28 protein-coding genes are annotated in these 25,926 nt (G+C 74.2%); 16 read left to right on the top strand and 12 right to left on the bottom strand.

What is annotated here, in order from left to right:
• Nucleotides 1-7: 7 nt before the first annotated feature.
• Complete coding sequence (locus E4P43_RS08240) at nt 8-1,939, bottom strand: alpha/beta hydrolase (RefSeq protein ID WP_135144975.1); 1,932 nt, start codon at nt 1,937-1,939, stop codon at nt 8-10.
• Nucleotides 1,940-1,991: 52 nt separating this feature from the next.
• Nucleotides 1,992-2,471, bottom strand: a complete 480-nt coding sequence (locus E4P43_RS08235; RefSeq protein WP_135144974.1) for an Lrp/AsnC family transcriptional regulator — start codon at nt 2,469-2,471, stop codon at nt 1,992-1,994.
• Nucleotides 2,472-2,681: 210 nt separating this feature from the next.
• Here E4P43_RS08235 and pdhA point away from each other — a divergent pair, with 210 nt between their 5' ends.
• The 8 genes from pdhA to E4P43_RS08200 all read left to right on the top strand — a co-directional run bounded on the left by pdhA (nt 2,682) and on the right by E4P43_RS08200 (nt 11,025).
• Nucleotides 2,682-3,824: a pyruvate dehydrogenase (acetyl-transferring) E1 component subunit alpha gene (pdhA, locus tag E4P43_RS08230; protein ID WP_135144973.1), complete on the top strand. Its 1,143-nt coding sequence runs from the start codon at nt 2,682-2,684 to the stop codon at nt 3,822-3,824.
• Nucleotides 3,821-4,798, top strand: coding sequence for an alpha-ketoacid dehydrogenase subunit beta (locus tag E4P43_RS08225; RefSeq protein WP_135144972.1), 978 nt, complete (start codon nt 3,821-3,823; stop codon nt 4,796-4,798). Before pdhA ends, E4P43_RS08225 begins: the two co-directional genes overlap by 4 nt.
• A gap of 3 nt (nt 4,799-4,801) precedes the next feature.
• A complete protein-coding gene (locus E4P43_RS08220; protein WP_135144971.1) occupies nt 4,802-6,238 on the top strand; it encodes a dihydrolipoamide acetyltransferase family protein in 1,437 nt (478 codons plus the stop codon).
• Nucleotides 6,239-6,264: 26 nt separating this feature from the next.
• Complete coding sequence (locus tag E4P43_RS08215; protein ID WP_135144970.1) at nt 6,265-6,639, top strand: hypothetical protein; 375 nt, start codon at nt 6,265-6,267, stop codon at nt 6,637-6,639.
• Between the two features lie 9 nt (nt 6,640-6,648).
• On the top strand, nt 6,649-7,806 hold the full coding sequence (locus E4P43_RS08210; RefSeq protein WP_135144969.1) for an AGE family epimerase/isomerase: 1,158 nt from the start codon (nt 6,649-6,651) through the stop codon (nt 7,804-7,806).
• An 82-nt stretch (nt 7,807-7,888) separates the two neighbouring features.
• A complete protein-coding gene (locus E4P43_RS08205) occupies nt 7,889-8,353 on the top strand; it encodes an SRPBCC family protein (RefSeq protein ID WP_135144968.1) in 465 nt (154 codons plus the stop codon).
• Between the two features lie 253 nt (nt 8,354-8,606).
• Nucleotides 8,607-8,756, top strand: a complete 150-nt coding sequence (locus tag E4P43_RS19875) for a hypothetical protein (RefSeq protein ID WP_167759123.1) — start codon at nt 8,607-8,609, stop codon at nt 8,754-8,756.
• A gap of 214 nt (nt 8,757-8,970) precedes the next feature.
• Nucleotides 8,971-11,025 carry a sensor domain-containing diguanylate cyclase gene (locus E4P43_RS08200; protein WP_245159008.1) on the top strand — a complete coding sequence of 685 codons (2,055 nt, stop codon included), beginning with the start codon at nt 8,971-8,973 and terminating at the stop codon, nt 11,023-11,025.
• Between the two features lie 6 nt (nt 11,026-11,031).
• Here E4P43_RS08200 and E4P43_RS08195 read toward each other — a convergent pair whose 3' ends face one another.
• Complete coding sequence (locus tag E4P43_RS08195) at nt 11,032-11,859, bottom strand: tyrosine-protein phosphatase (RefSeq protein ID WP_135144966.1); 828 nt, start codon at nt 11,857-11,859, stop codon at nt 11,032-11,034.
• 85 nt (nt 11,860-11,944) lie between these two features.
• Here E4P43_RS08195 and E4P43_RS19870 point away from each other — a divergent pair, with 85 nt between their 5' ends.
• From E4P43_RS19870 to E4P43_RS20175, 7 genes are all read left to right on the top strand, one after another.
• Nucleotides 11,945-12,103, top strand: coding sequence for a hypothetical protein (locus E4P43_RS19870; protein WP_167759122.1), 159 nt, complete (start codon nt 11,945-11,947; stop codon nt 12,101-12,103).
• 135 nt (nt 12,104-12,238) lie between these two features.
• Nucleotides 12,239-13,459 carry a substrate-binding domain-containing protein gene (locus E4P43_RS08190; protein ID WP_135144965.1) on the top strand — a complete coding sequence of 407 codons (1,221 nt, stop codon included), beginning with the start codon at nt 12,239-12,241 and terminating at the stop codon, nt 13,457-13,459.
• A 13-nt stretch (nt 13,460-13,472) separates the two neighbouring features.
• Nucleotides 13,473-14,270, top strand: coding sequence for an ABC transporter ATP-binding protein (locus tag E4P43_RS08185; protein WP_209313788.1), 798 nt, complete (start codon nt 13,473-13,475; stop codon nt 14,268-14,270).
• On the top strand, nt 14,267-15,007 hold the full coding sequence (locus E4P43_RS08180) for an ABC transporter ATP-binding protein (protein WP_135144964.1): 741 nt from the start codon (nt 14,267-14,269) through the stop codon (nt 15,005-15,007). Before E4P43_RS08185 ends, E4P43_RS08180 begins: the two co-directional genes overlap by 4 nt.
• A complete protein-coding gene (locus tag E4P43_RS08175) occupies nt 15,007-15,891 on the top strand; it encodes a branched-chain amino acid ABC transporter permease (protein WP_135144963.1) in 885 nt (294 codons plus the stop codon). Before E4P43_RS08180 ends, E4P43_RS08175 begins: the two co-directional genes overlap by 1 nt.
• 11 nt (nt 15,892-15,902) lie before the next feature.
• Complete coding sequence (locus E4P43_RS20180; protein WP_209313787.1) at nt 15,903-16,415, top strand: hypothetical protein; 513 nt, start codon at nt 15,903-15,905, stop codon at nt 16,413-16,415.
• Entirely contained in the window at nt 16,379-17,035 is a 657-nt protein-coding gene (locus E4P43_RS20175) for a branched-chain amino acid ABC transporter permease (RefSeq protein ID WP_209313786.1), read from the top strand. The genes E4P43_RS20180 and E4P43_RS20175 overlap by 37 nt, the downstream gene beginning before the upstream one ends.
• Nucleotides 17,036-17,071: 36 nt before the next feature.
• Here the strand turns inward: E4P43_RS20175 and E4P43_RS08165 are convergent, their stop codons facing one another.
• The 3 genes from E4P43_RS08165 to E4P43_RS08155 all read right to left on the bottom strand — a co-directional run bounded on the left by E4P43_RS08165 (nt 17,072) and on the right by E4P43_RS08155 (nt 20,674).
• On the bottom strand, nt 17,072-17,938 hold the full coding sequence (locus E4P43_RS08165) for a 3-methyladenine DNA glycosylase (protein ID WP_135144962.1): 867 nt from the start codon (nt 17,936-17,938) through the stop codon (nt 17,072-17,074).
• A gap of 19 nt (nt 17,939-17,957) precedes the next feature.
• A complete protein-coding gene (locus E4P43_RS08160; RefSeq protein WP_245159007.1) occupies nt 17,958-19,841 on the bottom strand; it encodes a GAF domain-containing protein in 1,884 nt (627 codons plus the stop codon).
• Between the two features lie 77 nt (nt 19,842-19,918).
• Nucleotides 19,919-20,674 carry a 3-hydroxybutyrate dehydrogenase gene (locus E4P43_RS08155; protein ID WP_135144961.1) on the bottom strand — a complete coding sequence of 252 codons (756 nt, stop codon included), beginning with the start codon at nt 20,672-20,674 and terminating at the stop codon, nt 19,919-19,921.
• 217 nt (nt 20,675-20,891) lie between these two features.
• Between E4P43_RS08155 and E4P43_RS08150 the strand changes: the two genes are divergently transcribed.
• A complete protein-coding gene (locus tag E4P43_RS08150) occupies nt 20,892-22,292 on the top strand; it encodes an MFS transporter (protein WP_245159006.1) in 1,401 nt (466 codons plus the stop codon).
• A 43-nt stretch (nt 22,293-22,335) separates the two neighbouring features.
• Here E4P43_RS08150 and E4P43_RS19865 read toward each other — a convergent pair whose 3' ends face one another.
• The 6 genes from E4P43_RS19865 to E4P43_RS08130 form a co-directional block, all read right to left on the bottom strand.
• Nucleotides 22,336-22,497: a hypothetical protein gene (locus tag E4P43_RS19865; RefSeq protein ID WP_167759121.1), complete on the bottom strand. Its 162-nt coding sequence runs from the start codon at nt 22,495-22,497 to the stop codon at nt 22,336-22,338.
• A gap of 37 nt (nt 22,498-22,534) precedes the next feature.
• A complete protein-coding gene (locus tag E4P43_RS08145) occupies nt 22,535-22,750 on the bottom strand; it encodes a hypothetical protein (protein ID WP_135144960.1) in 216 nt (71 codons plus the stop codon).
• Between the two features lie 108 nt (nt 22,751-22,858).
• Nucleotides 22,859-24,697, bottom strand: coding sequence for an acyl-CoA dehydrogenase (locus tag E4P43_RS08140; RefSeq protein ID WP_135144959.1), 1,839 nt, complete (start codon nt 24,695-24,697; stop codon nt 22,859-22,861).
• 183 nt (nt 24,698-24,880) lie between these two features.
• A complete protein-coding gene (locus E4P43_RS08135) occupies nt 24,881-25,255 on the bottom strand; it encodes a lipopolysaccharide assembly protein LapA domain-containing protein (protein ID WP_135144958.1) in 375 nt (124 codons plus the stop codon).
• Complete coding sequence (locus E4P43_RS19860) at nt 25,252-25,422, bottom strand: hypothetical protein (protein WP_167759120.1); 171 nt, start codon at nt 25,420-25,422, stop codon at nt 25,252-25,254. The genes E4P43_RS08135 and E4P43_RS19860 overlap by 4 nt, the downstream gene beginning before the upstream one ends.
• 42 nt (nt 25,423-25,464) lie before the next feature.
• Entirely contained in the window at nt 25,465-25,890 is a 426-nt protein-coding gene (locus E4P43_RS08130; RefSeq protein ID WP_135144957.1) for a hypothetical protein, read from the bottom strand.
• Between the last annotated feature and the right edge of the window lie 36 nt (nt 25,891-25,926).

Below are 25,926 nucleotides of genomic sequence, written 5' to 3'. Positions count from 1 at the left end.
CCGCGGGTCAGTCGACCTCCTGCCCGCGGAACGTGCCGGTCAGCCGGCCGCTGGCGCGCAGCTCCAGCTCCGCGAAAGGCAGCGTGACGGTCATGGTGGCGTCGCCCAGCCCGGCGTCGGCCACCTCCACCGTGCCGTCCACGGGGACGTCCGGCGTCCACGCGCACCCGTCCAGCTCGACCTCCACCGTGCCGGAGAGGTCGAGGCGGTACTCGGCCGTCCCGCCCTCGGGGCACCCCAGCGCGAGCGGCGCCCCGCCCGGCCAGGTCTCGAAGGTGGGCCCGAGCACCTCGGTGAGCAGCAGGTCCAGGGTCTCGTAGGGGTCGTCGTAGCCGGCGGCGTCCTCGGGCGGCAGGGCCGTGTAGGTCCCGGCCACGAGGTCGTCGCAGGTCGTCTCCGGGCGCGCGGGCAGGCGGCCGGACTCCAGCAGCCGCAGCACCGCCCGGTCGACGCACGGGTAGCCCCACCCGAACAGGACGTGGGGGCCGCCGGGCAGCACGACCAGGGCGGAGTCGGGGTCCCGTGCGTGCACGCGGAGGGCGTTGGCCGCCGGGGTGTTCGGGTCGGTGTCGGCGGTCAGCAGCAGCACCGGGTGGGCGGGGTCCGCGGGCGCAGGCGGGGCGGGCGCCGGCTTCTCGCCGCGCGGCCAGAACAGGCAGGGCAGGTCGGCGTAGTAGACGTCGCCCAGCCGCAGGTCACCGATGCCGGCCTCGGCCGCCCCGTCGAGCCAGGAGTCGAGCTCGGCGCGCGGGGAGCTGCCCTCGGGCACGAAGGGGTAGTCCTGGCACTCGACGGCGAGGAAGAGGGCGGGGGAGAAGGTGGGGTCGGGAGCCACCTCGCCGGTGTTGGGGTCGGCACCGGCGCCGGCGGCGGCGAGCCGCGCCAGCGGCAGCTCGTCGCCCTCGACGGCAGCGTTGACCGCGCGGGCCAGGCGGAGGCGCTGGTGGGGTGCGCTCATCGAGCCCGCCGCCGCGGACTCCAGCTCCTCGATGGTCAGCTCGCGCTCCTCCGAGCCGCCGTCGGGGAGCGGGTAGTCGTAGGCGCGGGGCGCCTCGGCCAGCTCCGCGGCCAGCTCGTCGTAGGCTGCCGCGGACCGGCCCGGGGCGTCGGCGGCGCAGGCCGGGTCGGCGTCGCAGCCGGCCAGCGTGGCGGCGAGGACGTCGCTGTAGGCCCGGGCGCTCTCCGCCACGAACGAGCGGATCGGCGTCTGCGGGTCGACGACGCCGTCGAGCACGAGGCTCTGCACCCGGTCGGGGTGGGCGGCGGCGTACGCCTGCTGGAACTGCGTCCCGTAGCTCTCGCCGTAGAGCGTCAGCTGCTCGGCGCCGTACCACTCGCGGAAGGTCTCGAGGTCCTCGACGGCCTGCCGGGTGGCGAACAGCGGCGCCTCGGCGGGGGAGAACCCGGCCTCCTCGAAGCACCGGGCACCGAAGTCCTCGGCGCGCCGGGCGTACCGGTCCCGCTCCTCCTCGTCGGCCGAGGCGTCGATGAACGGGTCGAAGCCCGCGATCGCGTCGTCGCAGGCGAAGGGCTCGGAGCGGCCGATGCCCCGCTGGTCGAAGAAGACCAGGTCGTAGGAGTCGGTGATGGCCGGGTCCAGCGCGGCGACGTAGGACTCGGCCAGCAGGATGCCGCTGGAGCCGGGCCCGCCGGTGGCCGTCACGAGGATGCCGCGGGACTCCCCGTCGGCCTCCCGCACCGCGAAGGTCACCTCCCACTCGCGGGAGGCGGCGGCGAAGTGGTCCGACGGCACCGTCAGGGTCACGCACTCGAAGCCGTCCCCGGCGCACCGCTCCTGCGCGACGACCTCGCCGCCGCTGGTGGTGAACGGCTCGATGGTCCCGTCCACCATCTCCGGGCCGCAGCCGGCGAGGACCAGCGGGCCGCCCAGCAGGGCGACGAGCAGGGGGGCGACGTGGCGCGGCCGGCGACTGGGCACGGCGCACCCTAGGACGACGCGCCGCCCCGAGGGCATGACGCGCCGGAACCGGTCAGTCCGCGGCCGGCCCGGCCGCCCGCTCCAGGAGGGGGGCCACCCGCCGGTCGACGAAACGGCGCATGGCCAGGGCGGTGTCCACGCGCTGCACCCCGGGGATGGCGAGGACCGCCTCGGTGATCCGCCACAGGTGGTCGGCGTCGGTGGCCACCACGTGCACGAGCAGGTCCGTGGCGCCGGACAGGCCGGTCACCTCGAGCACCTCCGGCAGGCCGGCCAGGGCGTCACCGACCTCGGTGAGGTCCCGCTGGGCCACCTGCACCGACATGTAGGCGCCCAGCCGGTAGCCCAGGGACTCCGGCCGCACGCGCTGGTCCAGCGGCGCCAGGGCGCCGTTGCCCTCCAGCCGGGCCAGCCGCGTCTGCACGGTGCCGCGGGCCAGCCCGAGCCGCTGCGACAGCGCCATCACACTCGCACGGGGGTCCTCGGTCAGGGCCAGCAGCAACCGGGCATCGGTGGCGTCGACCTCAGGCACGTTGAGCAGTCTGGCACCTCGGGCCGGGTCGCGGTAGCCGATCTGAACAGACCCTGCGTCGAGGACCGCGCAGACTGGTGCGGACCAGGACTGTTGTCCGGGCGCCCTCGCGTGTCAGGATGTGTGAGGACCGCCACACCCGGCGGGACGTCGAGCACCACCGCGGCACCGGTGACCCCGGTGGCGGTGGCCGAGGCGAGGAGCGCGACCGTGACAGCGTTGCCAGAGACCATCGAGGTGGTCGACCCGGTCCCGGGGGCCGCCGCTCCCCACCTGCCGCCGGAGCGCGGCAGCGACACCGTCCAGCTCCTCACGCCCGAGGGCGACCGGGTCGAGCACCCGGACTACTCCCTCGACATCACCGACGAGGAGCTGCGCGCTCTCTACCGCGACCTGGTGCTCGTCCGCCGCTGGGACGCCGAGGCCACCGCGCTACAACGCCAGGGCGAGCTCGGCATCTGGGCCTCCCTGCTCGGTCAGGAGGCCGCGCAGATCGGCGCCGGCCGGGCCATGGCCGAGGGCGACATGGCCTTCCCGACCTACCGCGAGCACGGCGTGGCCTGGGCGCGCGGGGTGGACCCGCTGCACGTCATGAGCCTGTTCCGCGGCGTGGACAACGGCGGCTGGGACCCCGTGGCCACCGGGTTCAGCCTGTACACGATCGTCATCGGCTCCCAGTGCCTGCACGCCACCGGCTACGCCATGGGCGTCCAGCGCGACGGCGCCGAGCAGGCCGTGCTCGCCTTCCTCGGCGACGGCGCGACCAGCCAGGGCGAGGTCAACGAGGCGATGATCTGGGCCGCCAGCTTCTCCGCGCCCGTCGTCTTCTTCTGCCAGAACAACCAGTACGCCATCAGCGTCCCGCTGGAGCGCCAGTCCCGGGTGCCGCTCTACCAGCGGGCCGCCGGCTTCGGCTTCCCCGGCGTGCGGGTCGACGGCAACGACGTCCTGGCCGTCCTCGCGGTGACGCGGGCCGCCCTGCAGGCCGCCCGCGAGGGGCAGGGCCCGACGTTCATCGAGGCCTTCACCTACCGGATGGGCGCGCACACGACCTCCGACGACCCCACCCGCTACCGGCTGGCCGGCGAGCTGGAGGAGTGGAAGCTGCGCGACCCGATCGCCCGGCTCAAGGCCCACCTGTCGCGCAGCGGCGCGGCCGACGCGCAGTTCTTCGACGCCGTCGAGGCCGAGGCCGACGAGCTCGCCGTCGGCATCCGGCGGGGCACCGTGGAGATGCCCGACCCCGCGCCGACGGAGATGTTCGACCACGTCTACGCCGAGCAGACGCCGCACCTCGCCGCCCAGCGGGACGAGTTCGTGGCGTACCGGGCGAGCTTCGAGGGGGAGCGGTGACCGAGACGCTGACGATCGGCAAGGCGCTGAACCTCGGGCTGCGCCGGGCCATGGAGGACGACGCGAAGGTCGTGCTGATGGGCGAGGACATCGGCAGGCTCGGTGGCGTCTTCCGGATCACCGACGGCCTGCAGAAGGACTTCGGCGAGGCCCGCGTCGTCGACACCCCGCTGGCCGAGGCCGGCATCCTCGGTACCGCCGTCGGCCTGGCCATGCGCGGCTACCGGCCGGTCTGCGAGATCCAGTTCGACGGCTTCGTCTTCCCCGCCTACAACCAGATCGTCACGCAGGTGGCCAAGATGCACGCCCGGTCGAAGGGCAGGGTGGCGATGCCGATCGTCATCCGGATCCCGATGGGCGGCGGCATCGGCGCGGTGGAGCACCACAGCGAGAGCCCGGAGGCCTACTTCGCCCACACCGCGGGGCTCAAGGTCGTCGCCGTCAGCAACCCGGTCGACGCGTACTGGGGGATCCAGCAGGCGATCGCCCACCCCGACCCGGTGGTCTTCCTGGAGCCCAAGCGCCGCTACTGGGAGAAGGCGGAGGTCGACGTCGACGCCACCCCGGACCCGCTGTTCGGCTCGCGCGTGGTGCGCGGTGGGGACGACGTCACCGTCCTGGCCTACGGCCCGATGGTGAAGACGGCGCTGCAGGCGGCCGAGGCGGCCGCCGAGGAGGGCCGCTCGCTGGAGGTCATCGACCTGCGCACGGTCGCGCCGCTGGACCTCGACCCGGTCGTGGAGTCGGTGCGGCGCACCGGGCGGTGCGTCGTGGTCCACGAGGCACCGACGAGCCTGGGCCTGGGCGCGGAGATCGCCGCCCGGGTCACCGAGACCTGCTTCCACTCCCTGGAGGCGCCGGTGCTGCGGGTCGGCGGGTACGACACCCCGTACCCGCCGTCGAAGCTCGAGGAGGAGTACCTCCCCGACCTCGACCGGGTGCTGGACGCCGTCGACCGTTCGATGGGGTTCTGAGCGATGACGAACGCGACGCTGCGCCAGTTCAAGCTCCCCGACGTCGGCGAGGGCCTGACCGAGGGCGAGATCTTGCAGTGGCTGGTCGCCGTCGGCGACACGGTCACGGTCAACCAGCCGCTCTGCGAGGTCGAGACGGCGAAGGCCGCCGTCGAGCTGCCCTCGCCGTTCGCCGGCACCGTCGTCGAGCTGCTCTTCGAGGCCGGGACGATGGTCGACGTCGGCGCGCCGATCATCACCATCGACGTCGGGGGCGACGCGCCGGCCGCGCCCGCGCCGGCCGGCTCGGGCCTGATCGGCGAGACGAACGCCAACGGCCGCACTGCGGTGCTGGTCGGCTACGGCCCGCGCTCCACCGAGGCCCGCCGCCGTCCCCGCCGGACGGCGGCCCACGCCACCGGCACGCCCGTGGCCCCGCCGGTGCCCGACGACGCGCCGCCGCTGCTGGCCACCGCGCCGGACATGCGCACGAAGCCGGTGCGGCACGGGGGCCTGGAGGTCGGCAGGCAGGCCGAGGCCGCGGCGCTCAGCGAGGCAGCCGCACCGGCGCGGGAGGCGGTGCCGGGCCGACGGGGCCCGCGCCCGCTGGCCAAGCCCCCGGTCCGGAAGTACGCCAAGGACCTCGGCGTCGACCTCGCGACGATCACCGGCACCGGAGCCGGCGGTGTCATCACCCGGGCCGACGTCGACGCCGCGCTCGCCGCGGCCACGTCCGGGGCCGAAATGGCCATTTCGGCCCCGGAAGGGGGCGAGCGGATCCCGGTCAAGGGCGTGCGCAGGCACACCGCCGCCGCGATGGTGGCCAGCGCCTTCACCGCCCCGCACGTGACGGAGTTCCTGACCGTCGACGTCACCCGCATGATGAAGCTGCGCGCCCGCCTGGCCGCCCGCCCGGAGTTCGCGGGCGTCCGGCTCAGCCCGCTGGCGTTCGTCGCCAGGGCGGTGCTGCTCGCCGCGCAGCGGCACCCGATGGTCAACAGCAGCTGGGACGAGGCGGCCCAGGAGATCGTGGTGCACGGCCGGGTCAACCTCGGCATCGCCGCGGCGACCCCGCGCGGCCTCGTCGTCCCGAACATCAAGGACGCCGGCCGGCTGTCGCTGGCCGAGCTGGCCACCGCCCTGGGCGAGCTCACCGAGACCGCCCGTGCGGGCAGGACGGCGCCGCAGGACATGACCGGCGGGACGCTCACGATCACCAACGTGGGGGTCTTCGGCGTCGACACCGGCACGCCCATCCTGAACCCGGGTGAGGCGGCGATCCTGGCCTTCGGCGCCGTGCGGGAGATGCCCTGGGTGCACAAGGGCAAGGTGCGGCCGCGGCAGGTCACCACGCTCGCGCTCTCCTTCGACCACCGGATCGTCGACGGCGAGCTCGGGTCGAAGGTCCTTGCCGACATCGGGGCGCTGCTCCAAGATCCAGCGACCGCGATCGCCTACTGAGGCGACCCGAGCCGGAGGAGACCGCCGTGGACCGCAGGCCGCAGGCCCTGATCGCGCTGTTGCTGTTCGTCGTCCTGACCGGGGCGGCGATCGCGGTGAGCGGGTCGCGGCCCGCCTCCGACCCGGGGACCCTGCCATGGCTGCTCCAGGTGGCCGCCTACGTGTGCGGCCTCGCCGCCGGCGTCCTGCTCGTGACCGGGCAGGACGCCGACGCGCGGCGGACCGGGTTCGTGGTGACGGGGGCGGTCGTGGTGCTGGCCCTGCTCGACGTGCTGGTCCCCGACGACGGCGGCGCGGACATCGGCGCCGGCCTGGCGCGGCTGGTCGTGCTGGTGGTCATGGCCGTGGCGACCGTGAAGGTGTCGCTCGCGGTGTCGGCGGCCAGGCGGTCGCACTCCTAGCCTGGCGGCGTGACCGACCTCGACCGGCTGCTCGCCTTCGCCGCCCGCTCCCGGACCGACGACGGCTTCGGGTACCTGGGGTCGGACGGCTCGCTGCTGCCCGGCCGGCCGCAGGAGACCTGGATCGTCGCGCGGATGACGCACGTCTTCGGGCTGGCGCACCTGCTGAGGAGGCCCGGCGCCGGCGAGCTCGCGGCGCACGGGGTCGCCGCCCTGCGGCGCGGTCCGCTGCACGACGACGCGAACGGTGGCTGGCGGTCGAGCACCGAGGACGACGGCAAGGCCGCCTACGTGCACGCCTTCGTGCTGCTGGCCGGCTCCACCGCAGCGGCCGCCGGCCTCGGGGAGGACCTGCTGGCCGAGGCCCTGGAGGTCTGGCAGGAGCGGTTCTGGGACGACGACGCGGGGCTGGCGGTGGAGGAGTGGGACGCCGGCTGGACGCGGCTGGACGGCTACCGGGGCGCCAACGCGAACATGCACGGCGTCGAGGCCACGCTGGCCGCCGCCGACGCGGTGCGCGACGCCGCCCTGGCGGAGCGGCTGCGGGGCCAGGCGCTGCGCACCGTCGAGCGGGTCGTGCACGGCTGGGCCCGGGAGCGGGACTGGCGGCTGCCCGAGCACTTCGACGCCGGCTGGACGCCGCTGCCGGAGCACAACCGCGACCGCCCCGCCGACCCGTTCCGCCCCTACGGCGTGACGGTCGGCCACCAGTTCGAGTGGGCGCGCCTCGCCCTGCACCTGCACGCGGTGCTCCCCGGCCCCCCGGCGTGGCTGCTGTCCGACGCCGTCGACCTGTTCGACGCCGCCGCCCGCCGCGGGTGGGCGGCCGACGGTGCCGACGGCTTCCCGTACACGCTGGACTGGGAGGACCGCCCCGTCGTCCGCGCCCGGATGCACTGGGTGCTGTGCGAGGCGGTCGCGGCGGCCGAGGTGCTCGCCGCCGTCACGGGGGAGGCCCGGTTCCGGGAGCTGGCCGACCGGTGGTGGGCGCACGGCGAGGAGCGCTTCGCCGACCCGGCCACCGGCAGCTGGCACCACGAGCTGACGCCCTCGGGCGACGTCGCCTCCGGCACCTGGGCCGGGCAGCCCGACGCCTACCACCTCGCGCAGGCCCTCCTGCTGCGGAACCCCACGGTCCGGGGAAGCCTCGGCGCCGCGCTGCGCTGACCTGCTCGTTCGACGTGTCACCCCCGCGCCGGAGGGGTAGGTGGCACACGACCGAAACAAGCGACACGAGGAGCTGAGAAGCGTGGCCAGCGTGCAGGAGTCCGTCGACGTCGACGTCCCGATCCGCGTCGTCTACGACCAGTGGACGCAGTTCGAGTCCTTCCCCCAGTTCATGGGAGGCGTCGAGAGCATCACCCAGATCGACGAGACCCACACCCACTGGGTGACCAACATCGACGGCGTGAAGCGCGAGTTCGACGCCGAGATCACCGAGCAGCACCCCGAGGAGCGGGTGGCCTGGACCAGCACCAGCGGTGAGGCCAAGCACGCCGGCGTCGTCACCTTCCACCGGCTCGACGACAGCAAGACCCGCGTGATGATCCAGATCGACTGGGAGCCGGAGGGTCTGGTCGAGAAGGCCGGTGCCGCCCTGGGCTTCGACGACCGCCAGGTGAAGGCGGACGCGAAGAAGTTCAAGGAGTTCATCGAGAGCCGTGGCACCGAGACCGGTGCGTGGCGCGGCGACGTCTCCCGCCCGGACCAGTGACCGACCGGCCCCCGTGAGGGGGCCGGTCGGTCACGACAGCCGACGGCGCCCGTTCCCCCAGGGGACGGGCGCCGTCGTCGTCCCGGGACCCGCGATCTCGTCACCGAGCGTGCCGACGTGACCACTCTCACCCTGATGGGTGAGAAACGTTAGGCCACGGTTCAAGTCCACCTGCGATTCGTCGGATTAGAGTGATGAACGCCTGCGTTACTACGGTGCAGGAACCCGAACCACGACGAAAGAGGCAGTAGCGATGAGCAGCGTGACGACCATCTGGCGGGAGCGTCGGCAGGTGGCGCGCACCCGGCGGGCGCTCGACAAGGCGCTCTCGCGCACCAGCAGCCCGGCGATGCGCGACGAGCTCCTGACGATGGCGAACAGCGGCCACTTCCTCGGCCGCTGAGCCCCGGCCGCGCCCCGCGGCCCGCGACATCCCGACCCCGGTCTCCTCACGAGACCGGGGTCGCATGCGTTCCGGGGGTGTGCGCACCCACCGACACGCGGCTGAGCTGCGCGGAAGCCTCACCGGAACGGGGCAGGATCGCTCAAGGTTCGCGGCTCGCGGCCGATGCTGCACGGGAGACCAGTGCAGCTCCCGGGGGGATGGTGGCGGTGACGTGACGACGGAGACCCACGCCGAGGCGCGTGAGACGTCCGGCGCGACGACCGCCGGCCTGCTCAAGTACGTCCACCGCCACGGCGGCGACGAGGCCGTCGCCGAGGTCCTCCGGCGAGCCGGCCTGGAGCGCGTCGCGGTGGAGCTGCAGGACCAGGCCCGCTGGTGGAGCTACGACACCCGCATCCGGCTGTTCACCGCCGCGACCGAGGTCCTGGGCGACCCCGACGCCCTCTTCCACATGGGCGCATCGGCGATGCGCAGCGGGCTGGCCCACTCCCTCGTGCTGGTGCTGCGCGCCCTGGGCACCCCGCGCCAGGTGTTCCGGCACCTCCCGCGCAGCGCCGCCAAGTTCACCACCGTCTCGACGATGCGGGTGCACGAGACGACCCCCACCTCCGCGACCGTCTCGCTGACGCTGGCCGAGGGCTACGAGCACTCCCCGCTGGACTGCGCCTTCGCGCGCGGCCTCGCGATCACCGTGCCCAGCATCTTCGGCCTGCCGCCGGGCGTCGTCGCCCACTCCGAGTGCGAGAGCGGGGGCAGCCGCACCTGCGTCTACCGGATCACCTGGGAGCGCCGCTCGCGGCTGCGTCGCCGCCGGCCGACCGCCGGCGACGACGACCCCGAGCTGGTCGCGCTGCGCGGGCAGCTGCGCACGCTGCAGACCGCGGCGAGCGAGCTGGTCGCCAGCGACGACCTGGACACCGTGCTGCACCGGATCGTCGCCCGCGCCGGGGAGGCGGTGCTCGCCCCGGCGCACCTGCTCGTCGTCGCCGCGCCCGACGGCGGCGCGCCGCTGGTGCACGCCGCCGGCATCCCCGAGGAGCAGCTGGCCGGGCTGGCCGACCGGCTCCTGGCCGGCGACGACCTCGGCCCCAGCGCCGTCGTGGTCGACGTCGCCTCCGCGCGCCGCCGGCACGGGCGGCTGGCCGCCATCTACCACTCCGGCGAGGGTGAGCTGACCGACGAGCAGACCATGCTCGGGGCCTACGCCGGCCACGCCGCCGCCGCGCTCGACCTGCTCATCGCGCTCCGGGACGCCCGCCTGGAGGCCGACCGGGCCGGTGCGCTCCTGGGACTGGCGCACGAGCTCGCGGGTGCCTCGGACGCCAGCGCCGTCTGCGCCATCGTCGCCGAGACGCTCCCCCGCGTCGTCGGCTGCAGCAGCGCCTCGGTCATGCTCTGGGACCCGGCGCTCGGCCAGCTGCAGGGCCGGTCGTCGGCGCGCAGCGAGCCGGTCCGCCGCGAGCACTTCCTGGGCACGCCCCTGCGCCCCGAGGACACCCCGGAGCTGGTCGGCATGCTCACCGACCGGGAGCCGCGCATCCTCAACATCGCCACCAGCAGCCCGGCGCTGCGGCAGTTCATGGCCACCATCGACGTCACCGACGTGGTGGCCGTGCCGCTCCTGGCCGGGAGCACCTTCCTCGGGGTGGCCACCGCGAGCTGGGACGCCGGCGAGGCACCGGCCGAGCTGGGCGGGGACGTGCTGGCCCGGCTGCGCGGCGTCGGCGACCAGGCGGCGACCGCGCTGCAGAAGGCCCGGCTGCTGGAGACCGTGCGCCACCAGGCCACGCACGACGCGCTGACCGGCCTGCCCAACCGGGTCCTCTTCCTGGAGCGGCTCGAGAGCACGCTCGCCGCCACCGGCGCGGACGTCCACCTCGGCGTCCTGTTCTGCGACCTCGACCGGTTCAAGGCCGTCAACGACACCTTCGGTCACGCCGCCGGTGACGAGCTGCTGCGCCAGGTGGCGGCGCGGCTGCGCGCCGTCGTCCGCCCCGGCGACACGGTCGCGCGGCTCAGCGGCGACGAGTTCGCCATCGTGCTCCCCGACCTGCTGGACCCCGCCGACGCCCACCAGCTGGCCGACCGCGTCTCCGGGTGCTTCCGGGAGCCGTTCCGGCTGGACGGGCGGCCGGTGGACGTCGGCACGAGCGTCGGCGTGGCCGTCCTCTGCGGCGACGCCCCCCGCACCGCCGACGAGCTGCTCCGCGACGCCGACGCCGCGATGTACCAGGAGAAGGAGCGCCGCAGCGGGATCACCCGCTGACCGGGCTCAGCCGCGCAGCCGTGCCCGCAGGGCCGCCTGCTCCTCGGGGCCGAAGCCGTGGGCGGTCAGCCAGCCCAGCGGCCCGCCGAAGCGCTCGTCCAGGAGCGTCAGCACCCGGTCCATCGTCTCAGCCCGCGGGGTGTGGCTGGCGACGTCGCGGCTGACCATGTCCTCGGCGTAGGTGGGTGAGGCGGCCAGCCGGGCCACGATCGCGTCGATGACCTCCGCGGTGAGCGCGTAGTCGGCCACGATCTCCTCGTGCGGCACCCCGGCGACCGCCAGGGCCAGGGCGACCACGACCCCGGTGCGGTCCTTGCCGGCGGCGCAGTGCACCACGGCCGCCCCCGACCCTTGGGCGGCCAGCGCACGCAGCGCGCCGACGACGGCGTCGGAGCGCTGGCCCAGGTAGCCGAGGTAGGAGCGGACCGCCGGCGGCTCGTCCTGGTCGTGCTCGGCGACCTGGCGGGGGAGCAGGGTCTCGCCCCAGCCGGCCGGCAGGTCCTCCGGCGGCTCCTCGACGGCGAAGACGTCGGTGTGGTGGCCGCGCTCGGGGAGCAGGCTGAAGTGGCGGTGGGTCACCTCGGCGAGCTCGCGCAGCGGGCCGCGGCCCTCGAGCAGGATCTCGGCGGTCGTGCGCAGGTCGATCACCTCGCGCAGGCCCAGCTCGCCGACCAGGCGGCGCACGTCGGCGGCGCTGAGCGTCTGGAGGTTGTCGCTGCGCAGGATCCGGCCGGGGGTGGTCCGGCCGCCGTCGTCGGTCGGCAGCCCGCCCAGGTCGCGCACGTTGGCGGCGCCGTCGAGCCTGATCCAGCGGTCCTCGCGCGGGGAGCTCACGCCCGCACCCTACGGGGGCGCCCGTCCGCCCCCGCTGCGGCTTTCGCCGGCACCTTCTGCTCCCCGCCTGCCCGAGGCCGCCGGGGTGGCGACCTACGACGACCGCACCGCCGGCGAGGTGGTCCTCCTCGACGACGACCAGCTGCGCTTCACCGTGCGCGACCCGCTGTCGGCCGCGGACGGGCAGTCCTTCGACTTCGTGCCGGTCCCGGAGGGAGCGTCGCCCGCACCGGTCTGCGCCTGACCGCGACCCCCGGGGTGGTGTCCACCCATAGCTCTTCCGCAGGGTGTGGGAGCAGCCCACATGGGCACGTGATCAACAGCTCCCTACGGTGTGGTCCAGCCCACTGTGCAGTGACGCACACCCGAGGAGATCGCCATGCCCCGCACCCGTTTCCGGTCCCGGACCGCCACCCTTGCGGTAGCGGCTGCCGGCGTCCTCGCCGTCGGCGCCTGCGGCAGCCCCACAGCGCCCGGCTCGGGCGGTGGCGGCTCCGGCGAGGAGGGCGCGCCCGTCCAGGTCGGTCTCGTCTACTCGAAGTCGGGCCCGCTGGCGACCTACGGCGCCCAGTATCTGCAGGGCTTCGAGGCCGGGCTGGACTACGCCACGGACGGCACCGGCGAGGTCGACGGCCGGAAGATCGAGGTCATCGAGCGCGACGACGCCGGCGACCCGGCGAAGGCCGTGGCCGAGGCGACCGACCTGATCGGCCAGGGCGTCAGCATCCTCGCGGGCTCGACCGCCTCCGGCGTGGCCACGCAGGTCGCACCGCTGGCCGAGCAGAACGACGTCCTGTTCATCTCCGGGCCCGCCGCCACCGACGCGGTCACCGGCGTCAACGACAACACCTTCCGCTCCGGCCGGCAGACCTACCAGGACATCCTGACCGCGCAGTCCTTCATCGGTGACCCGGCGGGCAAGAAGGTCCTCGTCGTCGCCCAGGACAGCGCCTTCGGCCAGGCCAACGTCGCGGCCGTCACCGCCGTGCTGGGCACCAAGGGCGGAGCGGAGGTGACGCCGCTGCTCGTGCCGGCCTCGGCGACCGACCTGACGCCGTTCGCCTCGCAGGCCCGCGGCGCCGGCGCCGACCTGGTCTTCGTGGCCTGGGCCGGGGAGACGGCGCCCGCCATGTGGCAGGCCATGGGCCAGCAGGGCGTGCTCGAGGCGTCGACCGTCGTCACGGGCCTGGACATCCGCGCCTCGTACCCGACCTTCGGCGCCTCGGCCACCGGCATCGAGTACCTCTCGCACTTCTTCGCCGAGGCCGTGGACAACGAGGTCAGCCAGGCGATGGCCGAGCGGGTCGAGGCCGACGGGGGCGAGGTCGACCTCTTCACGCCCGACGGCTTCACCGCCGCCCAGATGGTCGTCCGCGCCATCCAGGAGGGCGGCGACGAGGTGAGCGCCATGATCGACGCGCTGGAGGGCTGGACCTTCGACGGCGTCAAGGGCGAGATGACCATCCGCGAGGAGGACCACGCGCTGCTGCAGCCGATGTTCCAGGCCCGCCTGGAGGAGAAGGACGGCGAGCTGGTCCCGGTCCTGGTCGAGACGCTGGACGCCGAGACGACCGCCCCGCCGGTCGCGTCCGGCTCCTGACCCCGGGTCCCGCGTGTCCACGAGCACGGAGGCAGCACCGGCCGCCCGCCCCGCCGCGGGCGTGCCGGTGCTGCAGGTCGCCGGCCTCACCTGCGCCATCGGTGGGGCGGTCATCGTCGACGACGTCAGCTTCGACGTCGCGCGCGGTGAGTTCGTCGCCGTCATCGGGCCCAACGGGGCCGGCAAGACGTCGCTGTTCAACCTGCTCTCCGGGCTGCTCCCGGCGACCGGCGGCTCCGTCACCCTCGACGGCGCCGACATCACCGGGGCGGCGCCGGCCGCCCGCGCCCGGCGGGGTCTGGGGCGCACGTTCCAGGCGTCCTCGGTCTTCGCCGGGCTGACCGTCCGGGAGAACGTCCGGCTGGCGGCGCAGGCCAAGCTGGGCGGCAGCCTGCGACCGTGGCAGCGGGTCCGCGACCGGGACGCCGCCCAGGACGTCGCCACGCGCTCGCTGCAGCGGGTCGGGCTCGCCCGGCGCGGCGACGGCCTCGCCGGGGCGCTGTCCCACGGCGACAAGCGCAAGCTCGAGCTCGCCATCCTGCTGGCCACCGACCCGACGGTCGTCCTGCTGGACGAGCCCATGGCCGGCGTCAGCATCGAGGACGTCGCCGGGCTCACCGAGGTCATCGCCGGGGTGCACCGCGAGGAGGGCAAGACGGTGCTGATGGTCGAGCACCACATGGACGTGCTGCTGGGGCTGGCGGACCGGGTGGCGGTCATGCACCACGGCCGGCTGCTGGCGCTCGACACCCCGGAGAAGGTCACGAGCGACCCCGCGGTGCAGCAGGCGTACCTGGGGGAGCAGCTGTGACCGCGACCGACCAGCCGCTGCTCCGGATGTCCGACGTGCACGTCCGGCTGTCCGGCAGCCACATCCTGCAGGGCGTGGACCTCACCGTCCGCCGCGGCGGCGTGACCGCGCTGCTCGGGCGCAACGGCGCCGGGAAGACCACCACCGTCAAGGCCGTCCTGGGGCTGGTGCCCTCCACCGGCGTGGTCGAGCTCACCGGCGCCGACGGCCGCACCCACCGGCTGTCGGGCCGCCGCACGCACGAGGTGGTGCGGCACGGCATCGGCTACGCGCCGGAGGACCGCGAGGTCTTCGGCGGCCTCACCGTCGCCGAGAACCTCACCCTGGCCGAGCGGCGGGACTCCGCCCACCACCACGACCGGGTCTACGAGCTGTTCCCCGAGCTCAAGCAGCGGAGCCGGCAGCTGGCCGGGACGCTCTCCGGTGGCCAGCAGCAGATGGTCGCCATCGCCCGGCTGCTGCTCAACGACAACCAGCTGCTGCTGATCGACGAGCCGACGAAGGGGCTGGCCCCGCTGCTGGTCGCCGAGGTCGCCGAGGTGCTGGCCCGCGCGGCCGAGGAGGTGACGATCCTGCTCGTCGAGCAGAACCTGACCGTGGTGCGCCGGATGGCGCAGGACGCGGCCGTCGTCGACCAGGGACGGGTCGCCTGGACCGGCTCCGCCCAGGACCTGCTGGACGACGCCGACCGGACCCGCGAGCTGCTGGGCGTGGCGACGAGCGGGGGGCACGCCTGATGGACACCGTCGTGCTCCTCACCGTCACCGGCCTGGGGCTGGCCGCCCTCTACTTCCTGGTGGCCTCCGGCCTCTCGCTCATCTTCGGGCTGATGGGCGTGCTGAACTTCGCCCACGGCGCCTTCCTGACCATCGGGGCCTACGGGACCTGGTGGGCGTCGGACAACCTGCCCGGCGCCGGCTCGACCGGCTGGGGCTTCGTGCTCGCCGTCGCCTTCGGGGTCGCCGTCGGCACCGCCGTCGCGGCCCTGGTCGAGCTGGCCCTCATCCGGCCGCTCTACGAGCGGCACATCGAGCAGGTGCTGGTCACCATGGGTCTCGCCCTGGCGCTGGTCGCCCTGGTGCGCGCCATCTGGGGAGCCGACCCGCACCCCTTCCCGCGGCCGGAGTGGGCCCAGCGCACGACGTCGGTCCTGGGCGCCAGCGTGCCCAACGACCGCTTCCTGCTGATCGGCAGCGCGCTGGTGGTCCTGGTGGCGGTCCTGGCCTTCCTCCGGTTCACCCGGGTCGGCCTGATCATCCGGGCGGGCGTGGAGAACCGGTCGATGGTGACCGCGCTCGGCATCGACGTGCGGAAGGCGTTCACGCTGGTGTTCGCGGTCGGCGGCGCCTTCGCCGCGCTGGCCGGCGCCCTCGGTGGCATCTACCTCGGCTCGATCTCGCCGGGGCAGGGCACCTCGCTGCTGATCTTCGCGTTCATCGTCGTCGTCATCGGCGGGATGAGCTCCATCACCGGGACTGCCGTGGCCGCCGTGCTCGTGGGCCTCGTCCAGCAGTTCGCCAACTACTACGCGGCGAGCGGGGTGGGCGACCTGTCGGTCGTGCTGCTGCTGGCCGCGGTCCTGCTGACCCGCCCGAGCGGGCTGACGGCTCGGCTCGCGTGAAAGAGGGCGTCATGAACAAGTCGGCTGTGCGGCGGCTGGCGCCGCTCATCGTGCTCGTCGTGCTGGCGGTGCTGCCGTACTCCACGCTGCAGCTCCCCGGGGTCTTCGACGGCGTGCTCAACAGCCCGGGCACGCTGCAGCTGCTCGCGCTCTGCCTGGTCTTCGGCGGCGTCGCGCTCTCCTACGACCTGCTGTTCGGGTTCACCGGGCTGCTGTCGTTCGGCCACGCGCTCTACTTCGCCGCCGGCACCTATGCGGCGAATTTGGCGCTGACCGAGCTCGGCTGGGGCCTCGGTGCGGCGCTCGCGCTGACCACCGTGGTGGGCGTCGTGCTGCCGCTGGTGGTGGGCGGGGTGGCGCTGCGGGTCTCCGGGATCGCCTTCTCGATGGTGACCCTGGCGACGGCCCAGGTCGGCTCGATCATCGTGCTGCAGGACCCGGGGGCCTCACCGGCGGCGAGGAGGGCCTGGCGCTGGACCGCGGCCAGGTGCCCGACGCCTTCGTGGGCGTCCTCAACACGGTGAACCTGTACTGGCTGGCCCTGGCCTACCTGGTGCTGGTCTACGTCGTCGTCACCTGGGTGACGGGGTCCCGGGCCGGCAAGGTGTGGCAGGCGATCCGGGAGAACGAGCGCCGCGTCGAGGTGCTGGGCCTGCAGCCGTACCGCTTCAAGCTCCTGGTGTTCGTCATCGCCGGGCTGCTCGCCGCGCTCGGCGGCGTCACCCACCTGCTGCTCCTCGGCGGGTCCACGCCCCGCACGACGACGTCGGACTTCACCATCGGGCTGCTGATCATGGTGGTGCTGGGCGGCGCGGGCAGCCGCTGGGGCGCGGTGCTGGGCGGGGTCCTCTACACCTACCTGGACAACCGGCTCACCGACCTGGCCAACTCACCGACGGTCCAGGACCTGCCCGGGTGGCTGCAGGTGCCGCTGTCGGAGCCGCTGTTCCTGCTCGGGACGCTGTTCATCCTGGTCGTCTTCTTCGTGCCGGGCGGGATCGCCGGCCTGGTGGACCGGGTGCGGGAACGGCGGGCCGGGCGCCGGCCCGGGGACGGCGGGCCGGCGGCGGGCCGGGTCGTGGAGCAGCTGCGCGAGCAGGTGGGCGCGGGCCTCGGCGGCGGTCAGCCCCGCGACGGCGTCTGAGGGAGGGCCGCCCTCCTCCGGGAGGGCGGCCCTCCGTCACGTCACCAGCTGGTCGCAGACCTCGACCAGCCGCCGCCGGAGGACGGCGCCGCGCTCGGCGAACCCGCGCTGGGCCGCGACGTAGGCGGCCTTGCCCTCAGGGGTCTCGATCGCGACCGGCTCGTAGCCGTGCTCGCGCAGGTCGTACGGCGAGGCTCGCATGTCCAGCTCGCGGATCTCGACCGCCAGCTCGAAGCAGTCGGCCACCAGCTCGCCGGGCGTGGCCGGGCTGAGCTTGTAGGCCCACTTGTACAGGTCCATCCCGGCGTGCAGGCAGCCCGGCTGCTCGAGGTCGGGCTGGCTCTCGCGGGTGGGCTGCAGCCGGTTGCGGCCCACCGCGTCGGGCGTGAAGAACCGGAACGCGTCGAAGTGGCTGCACCGGATGGGGTGCGCCTCCACGACGGCGTCGGTGCCCTCCTGGCCCAGCCGCAGGGGGATGGGGTGGCGGGTGCCGGTGTCGCGGTAGACCATCGCCCACTCGTGCAGGCCGAAGCAGCCGCTGAACGCCGGGCGTGCGGCGGTGGCGGCCAGCAGCCGGCGGACGAAGCGGACGGTGTCGCCCCGGTCCGCGGCGAAGGCGTCGGCGTCCAGACGCACCGTCCCGCCGTCGGCCGCGTACCAGCGCCAGCCGGCGTGCGGCGCGGGGCCGGCGAGCGCGACCCCGGGGCCGGGGTGCCAGCGGCGCAGCCGGCCCGGCGTCTCGGAGTAGTACGTGAAGAGGAAGTCCAGGACCGGGTGCGCCTCCCCGCGGCGCCGCCGCTCCCGGTGCGGCCCGGTCCACCGGTCGACCCGCTCCTCGTGAGCGGCCGCGCGCGCGGTCCACTCCTCCCGCGTCAGCAGGGTCGGCGTCAGGGTGGTTGGCACCGGCCCAGAGTAGGAGGCGCTAGACCGCCGACGTGTCGGTGAGCCGGTGCAGCCGCAGGGCGAGCTGGACCTCCAGCGCCCGTGCCGGGGCGGACCAGTCCTTCCCGAGCAGCCGGCCCACCCGCTCCAGCCGCTGGGTGACGGTGTTGACGTGCACCCGCAGCCCCTCGGCCGCCCGGGCGGGGGAGTTCCCGGCGTCGAAGAAGGCCTGCAGCGTGCCGGCCAGGTCCGTGCCCCGCTTGGCGTCGTACTCGAGCACGGGGGAGAGGGTGGCCTCGACGAACCCGCGCACGTCCCGGCCCTCCCCGAGCAGCAGCCCGAAGAAGCCGAGCTCGTCGGCGCTCGCCGAGGTGCCGGCGCGGCCCAGCGCCACCAGCGTCGCCGCGCAGCGGGCCGCCTCCGCGTGCGCCGTCGCGACGGCCCCCGGGCCGCGGGCCGGACCCGCCCCGCCGGCGGTCACCGCACCGGCGCCCGCGTTCGCCAGCTCCCGCCGCACGCAGGCGGCGGCGGTCTCCGCCGCCATGTCGGGCAGGCAGACGACGACGTTGCCCTCGTGCGTGCCGGCGAGGCCGCCCCGGGTGGCCGCCAGGTGCGTGGCCGCCGCCAGCGCTCGGGTGCGGCAGCGCGGCTCCACCCGCGCGACGACGACGGCGTGCGGTCGGTCCAGGTCCGCGCCCAGCCGCCGGGCCCGCTCCCGCATGCCGTCTGGGTCGCGCATGCTCCCGCTGAGCAGCTCCTCGAGGAGCTCCCCGCGGACGCGGTTCTCCGCCTCCCCGGCGGTGCGGCGGATGAGCAGCAGCAGGGCCGTCACCAGTGCCGCTCGCTCGAGGATGCGCTGCTCGGAGTCGGTGAGCTCCTCCTCGCGGTGCAGGATCAGCCCGCCCAGCAGCTCGCTGTCCACGGTGACCGCGGCGGTCCACCAGCTGCCGTCGCGCACCGTCCGCCCGGTGGAGCGGGCCAGCGTCAGTGCCGCGGCCGGGTCGGCCGGCAGCTCGGTGGACGCCCCGTCGTCCGCGGGCGCCACCCGGCCGCCCTCGTCGACGACGGTGATGCTGCCGCCCAGCGCCTCGGTCACCGCGGCGGCGACGTCCTCCACGCCGCCCCCGCGCAGGACGACGTCGATGAAGCGGTCGTGCGCCCCGGCGGCCCGCTCCACCGAGGCGGTGTGGGCGCGCAGCTCCCGGCTGGCCGCGGACAGCTCGTCCAGCGCCGTCCGCGTCTCCTCCAGGAGCCGGGCGTTGTCCAGGGCGATGGCGGCGTGCGCGGCCAGCGAGCCGAGCAGCGAGACCTCCGACCGGTCGAAGGTGCGCTCGGTGCGGTCGGCGGCGAACAGCACCCCGATGACCTGCGAGCCCCGGATCAGCGGGACGCCGAGGATGGCGACCAGCCCTTCGTCGTGCACGCCGTCGTTGATCTCGTCGGTGTGCCGGAACCGGGCGTCGTTGAAGTAGCTCGACGTGGCGTAGGGCGCCGCCGACTGCGCCACGAGGCCGCCCAGGCCCGCGCCCATCTGCAGCCGGAGGGCCTGGAAGCGCGCGGAGACCGAGCCGTCGGTGACCCGCATGTACGTGTCGCCGGCGGCGGGGTCGTGCAGGGTCAGGTAGGAGACGTCGGTGCCCAGCAGCTGGCGGGCCCGCCGGATGATCGCGGTGAGCACGGAGTCGACGCCGCGGAGGGCGGCCAGGTCGTTGGCGGTGTCGAAGAGCGCCGACAGCTCCGACTCGCGACGGCGGCGCGCGGCGAACGCCTCGCGGACCTCCAGCGCCAGCAGCTTGACCCGCTCCAGCTCGGCCAGCTCGTCGCCGTCGGCGCCGGCGGCCCGGGCGCGGACGAGGGGCCGCTCGTACTCGATCGCAGCGGCGTCCTCGAGCAGGAGCTCGAAGTACTCGGCGGCCCGGGTCACGGGCGGCATTGTCGCCGACGCCGGCCCCCGCCGTCCCGCCGCGACCGCGCGCGTGGTGAGCGGCAGGCGGTCGGTCCTCAATGCGCGCTCCACCCGCCGTCCATCACCAGCGAGGTGCCGGTGACCGACGCGGCCGCGGGCGAGCACAGCCAGGCCACGGCGTCGGCGACCTCGGCCGGCTCGATGAGCCGCTTGACCGCTGCCGGCGCCAGCATCACCTGCTCGACGACCTGGTCCTCGGAGAGGCCGTGCGCGCGCGCCTGGTCGGCGATCTGCCCCTCGACCAGCGGCGTCCGGACGTACGCGGGGTTGACGCAGTTGGAGGTGACCCCGTGCGCGGCCCCTTCCAGGGCGATGACCTTGGACAGCCCCTCCAGGCCGTGCTTGGCCGTCACGTAGGCCGACTTGTAGGCCGACGCGCGCAGCCCGTGGACGGAGCTGACGTTGACCACGCGGCCCCAGCCCTGCTCGTACATGTGCGGGAGCACCGTCCGGGCCAGCCGGAACGGGGCCTCCACCATCAGCCGGAGGATGTAGGAGAACCGGTCCACCGGGAACTCGTGGACCGGTGCGACGTGCTGCAGCCCGGCGTTGTTGACCAGGACGTCGACCGCCGGGTCGAGGAGGTCCACGGCGTCGAGGTCGGAGAGGTCGACGGCGAGCGCGGTGCCGCCCACCTCGTCGGCGACCGCCTCGGCCGCGGCGGCGTCCCGGTCGGCGACGACGACGTCGGCGCCCTCGGCGGCCAGCCGCACGGCGCAGGCGCGGCCGATGCCCGACGCCCCGCCCGTGATGAGCGCGCGCCGTCCGACCAGGGAACCGTTGACCGCCATGGCCGCGACGCTAGGCCGATCGTGCGACGCCCCCCACGGTTGCGCGACACACAGCAGCGCGCGGTCCCGTGGTGTGCCGCCACACCACTCCCGTCGCGCGCCGGAGGGTGGGGTGCGCGCGACCGGGCCGGCACGTCATGGGCGGGACCCACACCTGGACGGCTGCGATCGGGGCGTCCCGGCACATGGACCGGCGGGGGTGACCGGCCTAGCGTCAGTGACCGCCATCACATCCACCAGGAGGGTCCCATGTCCGCACCCGCGCAGCCCCGCGCCGGCTTCGGCAAGGTCGTCGGGGCGAGCGTCATCGGCACCACCGTCGAGTGGTACGACTTCTTCCTCTACGGCTCCGCCGGCCGCGCTGGTCTTCCCGGCGCTGTTCTTCCCCGACCAGTCGGAGTTCGCGGGCACGCTGCTGTCCTTCGGCACCTACGCCGTCGGGTTCGCGGCCCGGCCGATCGGCGCCCTGGTCTTCGGCCACTTCGGTGACCGGATCGGGCGCAAGAAGCTGCTCGTCATCTCGCTGCTGATGATGGGTGGCGCCACGTTCGCCATCGGCCTGCTGCCGACCTTCGGCACCGTCGGCGTGCTCGCGCCGATCCTGCTGGTCACCCTGCGGCTGATCCAGGGCTTCGCGCTCGGTGGGGAGTGGGGTGGCGCCGTCCTGCTGGTCTCGGAGCACGGGAAGCCGGAGAACCGCGGCTTCTGGTCCTCGTGGCCGCAGGCGGGGGCGCCGGCGGGCAACCTGCTGGCGACCGGGGTGCTGGCGCTGCTGGCGGCCTTCCAGTCCGACGCCGCCTTCGAGAGCTGGGGCTGGCGCATCCCGTTCCTGCTGTCGGCGGTGCTGATCCTCGTCGGCCTGTTCGTCCGGCTGGCGGTCAGCGAGTCGCCGGTGTTCCTGGAGGCCCAGCGGGTGGCGGCCGAGAAGGCCGCGGAGACCGGCGTGGCCGAGAAGGCGCCGATCATGACCGTCCTCGCCCACTACAAGCGCGAGGTGCTCGTCGCGATGGGGGCGCGGATCGCGGAGAACGTCTCGTTCTACCTGCTGACCGCCTTCAGCCTCTCCTACCTGACGAAGGCCGAGGGGGCGGACTCCTCGTTCACCCTCAACGCCCTCGTGCTGGCCTCGGCGGTGCACCTGGTGACGATCCCGCTCTGGGGTGCCCTCTCGGACCGGGTGGGCCGCCGGCCGGTCTACCTGCTGGGCGCGGTCGGCATCGGGGTCTGGGCGTTCGCGCTGTTCGAGCTGCTGGATGCGGACAGCTTCTGGATGAGCGTCTTCGCCATCACCGTCGGGCTGCTGTTCCACGGCGCCATGTACGGCCCGCAGGCGGCGTTCTTCTCCGAGCTCTTCGGCACGAAGTCGCGGTACACCGGCGTCGGCATGGGGTCGCAGCTGGCCTCGCTCGTCGCCGGGGCCCCCGCGCCGCTGATCGCGCTGGCGCTGCTGGGCAGCTTCGAGGAGCCGAACACCACCGCGGTGGCCCTCTACCTCGTCGCCTGCGCGGTGGTCACGGTGGTGGCGGTCCTGGCCTACGGGGAGACCCGGTCGCGCGACCTCGCCGCGGACCACGCCGTCGTCCCCAGGGACGGGGCGCAGGCGGTCGAGCGGGTCTGAGGCGACGGCCCCTCTCCCGGTCGGTCGGGAGAGGGGCCGTCCGCTAGTCGGGGGCGTTGCCGGGGCGGACGACGCCGTCGTCGGCCTGCGCGTCCTCGTCGGTGGTCAGGGTGGCGCTGCCCTCGGCGCCGCCGGTCTGCTGGTCCTCGCCGACGGGCCCGTCCTCGGTGTCGGGGGACTCGCCGTAGCCGGTGGGGTCGCTCATCGTTCTCCTCGGGTCGCCGGGTGCGCGGTCGGGACGCTCATACCTCGCCCGACGCCCCTGCACGCGTGGCGCGAGGGATGTCACCGTCGGCGCGGGCCGGCAGGTCGTCGCCCTGGGCGGCGTCCCGCTCGATCCCCTCCTCGGCGGTGAGGGGCACGTCGTCGAACGACGACGAGGAGTCGCTATTGTCGCCGGTGCCGGACGCGGTCGGGACGTCCTGCTGGATGCGGTCGCTGCCCTGCGGGTCGCTCACGGTTCCTCCTAGGTCGACGTCCCCTGGCCATGCCCGTGCGCCGCGCCAGGAAACGGCCGACGGCCGCCTCCCATGGGGAGACGGCCGTCGGCGCGGTGGTGCGGAGGCTCAGAACGCGGCCTCGTCGACCTCCATGAGGGCGTTGTCGGTGTTCTCGACGATGACCCGCTCCGAGGTGAGCCGGGGCAGCACCTGGGTGGCGAAGAAGCGGGTGGCGGCGAGCTTGCCCTCGTAGAAGTGGCGGTCCCGCTCGCTGACCTCGCCGGCCAGGGCGGCCAGCGCCACCTCGGACTGGCGGACCAGCAGCCACGCGGTGACCAGGTCGCCGACCGACAGCAGCAGGCGGCTGGTGTTCTGCGCGACCTTGTACAGCGAGGTCATGTCCTCCTGCGCGCCGGACAGCTGGTTGAACATCGCGGCGAGCATGCCCTGGACGTCCTGCAGGGCGGCGCCGAGCAGCGCGCGCTCCTCCTTGAGGCGGCCGTTGCCGGCCTCGCCGTCGACCGTGGCCTGGATCTGCTCGGCCAGCCAGGTCAGGGCGACGCCGCCGTCCTTGACGATCTTCCGGAAGAAGAAGTCCTGGCCCTGGATCGCCGTCGTGCCCTCGTAGAGGGTGTCGATCTTGGAGTCGCGGATGTACTGCTCGATCGGGTAGTCCTGCAGGAAGCCCGAGCCGCCCAGGGTCTGCAGCGACTCCGACGTCAGCAGCTCCGTGGCCCGCTCGGAGCCGAAGCCCTTCACGATCGGCAGCAGCAGGTCGTTGACCCGCTCGGCCAGCTTCGCGGCCTCGGCGTCACCGGCCGCCTCGGCCTCCGTGACGCGGTCGCGGAAGCCCGCGGTGTAGAGGTACAGCGCGCGCATGCCCTCGGCGTAGGCCTTCTGGCGCATCAGCGAGCGGCGGACGTCCGGGTGGTGGGTGATGGTCACCCGCGGGGCGTCCTTGCTGGTCGCGGTCAGGTCGGCGCCCTGGACGCGGGTCTTCGCGTAGTCCAGCGCGACCTGGTAGCCGGCGGAGAGGGTCGCGATCGCCTTGGCGCCGACGAACATCCGGGCGTGCTCGATGACCTTGAACATCTGGGCGATGCCGTCGTGCACCTCGCCGACCAGCCAGCCCTGGGCCGGGACCGGGCCGTCGCCGAAGGTCAGCTCGCAGGTCGTGGAGACCTTGAGGCCCATCTTCTTCTCGACGTTGGTGACGTAGGCGCCGTTGCGCTCGCCGAGCTCGCCGGTGGCCAGGTCCACGTGGAACTTGGGGACGACGAACAGCGACAGGCCCTTGGTGCCGGCCTTCGCGCCCTCGGGGCGGGCCAGGACCAGGTGGATGATGTTGTCGCTCATGTCGTGCTCGGCCGACGTGATGAACCGCTTCACGCCGGTGATGTGCCACGAGCCGTCGGCCTGCTGCACGGCCTTGGTGGTGCCGGCGCCGACGTCGGAGCCCGCGTCGGGCTCGGTGAGCACCATCGTGGCGCCCCAGCGGTGCTCGAGCATGAGCTCGGCCAGGCGCTTCTGGTCCGGCGTGCCCAGCTCGTCGAGGATGGCCGCGAAGGCCGCGCCCGAGCCGTACATGAAGACGGCGGGGTTGGCGCCGAGGATCATCTCGAAGGCGCCCCAGGTCAGGGCGTGCGGTGCGCCGAAGCCGCCCAGGTGCTCGGGCAGGTCGAGGCGCGACCACTCGCCGTCCTCGACGGCCTTGTACGACTTCTTGAACGACTCCGGGATGGTCACGGAGTTCGTCGCCGGGTCGAAGACCGGCGGGTTGCGGTCGGCGTCGACGAAGGACGCGGCGACCGGCCCCTCGGCGAGCTTCCGGATCTCGGCCAGGATCCCGCGCGCGGTCTCGGCATCCATCTGCTCGAACGGGCCGGTGCCGAACTTGTCCTTGGTGTCGAGGAACTCGAAGAGGTTGAACTCGAGGTCCCGCAGGTTCGCGGTGTAGTGGCTCATGTGCGCTGGGCTCCCGTGCTCCATGCCGATGGGCGGCGATTTCCTACTCGCCGGTAACAAACGCTATTACCCATCGGTAACAACGGCAAGGGTCGGGTGCTCCGACACGCCACGAGAGGGCCATCTGCCCCTCAGGGAGGAGATGGCCCTCTCGTGGCTCCGGGGGCCTGCCGGCCCCGGACGTCAGCGGTTGCGGCGGCGGGCCCGTCGCACGAGGCCGGCCAGCCAGACCAGCAGGCCACCCAGCGCCGCCGCGACGAGCAGCGCGAGCACCAGGGGTGCCTCGACGTCACCGAACACCAGGCTGATGGGCACCGTCTGGTCGTTGAAGACGACGAACAGCACCAGGACGACGGTGACGAAGATCAGCAGCGCCAGGGCCAGCGACCGGCCGATGGCGCGGCCGGTGTGGCGCTCCCGGGTGGGCGCGGGCGTGCTGCGGGGGCCGGTGGCCGGCGGGGTGGCACCGGGGGTGGCCGTCGTCGGCCCGGTCTCCCCGGGGGAGCCCAGGCCGACGCTCAGCGGGTCGCGGGACGGCGGCGGGGTCGGCGCGCTCATCGGGCGTCCGGCTCCGTGCCGGCCGGCGGGTAGGCGGTGCCGGCGATCCCGTCGGCGGGGCCTTCGGTGGCGCCCAGCGAGTCGCGGTCCTCGCCCGGCGCCTTCTCGGCGCCCAGCGGCTTCGCCTCGCGGTCGGAGCCGCGGTTGTTCCCGTCAGGCATGGTCATGACCTGGGTCTTCCCGGTGCCGGGCCGACGGAAACCGCGCGGTCAGCCGGAGAGGGCGGGGCCCGCCTCGTGGTGGGGGTGGCCCTTCGTCCGCTCGCGCTGCTTCATCCGCGCCTCGTAGACGTGCCGGTCACCGCCGGCCAGCTCGTCGCGCGCACGGGCGTCGTAGCGGCGGAAGGTGCCCCAGTAGCTCTCGTCGAAGTCCTCGACGATCTGGAAGGTCCAGCGGTCGGCGATCACGTTGCGCCCCACCAGGTCCCGGTCCAGGTCGGCGGCGAGCTCGGTCGCCCCTGCCTCCTCGAACAGCTCCACCGACTCCTGCAGCAGGCGGTCGGCCTTGCCGGTGAGCTGGTGGAACGCGTACAGGAAGCCCCGGGCCTGGTCGACGGTCTCCAGGGCCTCGGAGAGCTTGCCCAGCGCCTCGACGGTCGTGTCGTCGAGGTCGGGGCGGGTGCGGTCGCTGGTCACCGGACCATCCTGCGGGGCGGCCGGGCGGGGCGCCCG

The sequence above is a fragment of the Blastococcus sp. TF02A-35 genome (assembly GCF_004571075.1).
In the GTDB taxonomy this organism is placed as follows: Bacteria; Actinomycetota; Actinomycetes; order Mycobacteriales; family Geodermatophilaceae; genus Blastococcus.
Note: the sequence above shows the minus strand (reverse complement) of the source record. Positions and strands in the feature narration are given on the sequence as shown.

What these genes read in the sequence shown, in the direction of transcription:
- E4P43_RS08220 (WP_135144971.1), top strand. Translation starts at nt 4,802, where the DNA reads ATGACGAACGCGACGCTGCGCCAGTTCAAGCTCCCCGACGTCGGCGAG.
- E4P43_RS19875 (WP_167759123.1), top strand. Translation starts at nt 8,607, where the DNA reads ATGAGCAGCGTGACGACCATCTGGCGGGAGCGTCGGCAGGTGGCGCGC.
- E4P43_RS08190 (WP_135144965.1), top strand. Translation starts at nt 12,239, where the DNA reads ATGCCCCGCACCCGTTTCCGGTCCCGGACCGCCACCCTTGCGGTAGCG.
- E4P43_RS08175 (WP_135144963.1), top strand. Translation starts at nt 15,007, where the DNA reads ATGGACACCGTCGTGCTCCTCACCGTCACCGGCCTGGGGCTGGCCGCC.
- E4P43_RS20180 (WP_209313787.1), top strand. Translation starts at nt 15,903, where the DNA reads ATGAACAAGTCGGCTGTGCGGCGGCTGGCGCCGCTCATCGTGCTCGTC.
- E4P43_RS08155 (WP_135144961.1), bottom strand. Translation starts at nt 20,674, where the DNA reads ATGGCGGTCAACGGTTCCCTGGTCGGACGGCGCGCGCTCATCACGGGC.
- E4P43_RS19865 (WP_167759121.1), bottom strand. Translation starts at nt 22,497, where the DNA reads ATGAGCGACCCCACCGGCTACGGCGAGTCCCCCGACACCGAGGACGGG.
- E4P43_RS08140 (WP_135144959.1), bottom strand. Translation starts at nt 24,697, where the DNA reads ATGAGCCACTACACCGCGAACCTGCGGGACCTCGAGTTCAACCTCTTC.
- E4P43_RS08135 (WP_135144958.1), bottom strand. Translation starts at nt 25,255, where the DNA reads ATGAGCGCGCCGACCCCGCCGCCGTCCCGCGACCCGCTGAGCGTCGGC.
- E4P43_RS19860 (WP_167759120.1), bottom strand. Translation starts at nt 25,422, where the DNA reads ATGACCATGCCTGACGGGAACAACCGCGGCTCCGACCGCGAGGCGAAG.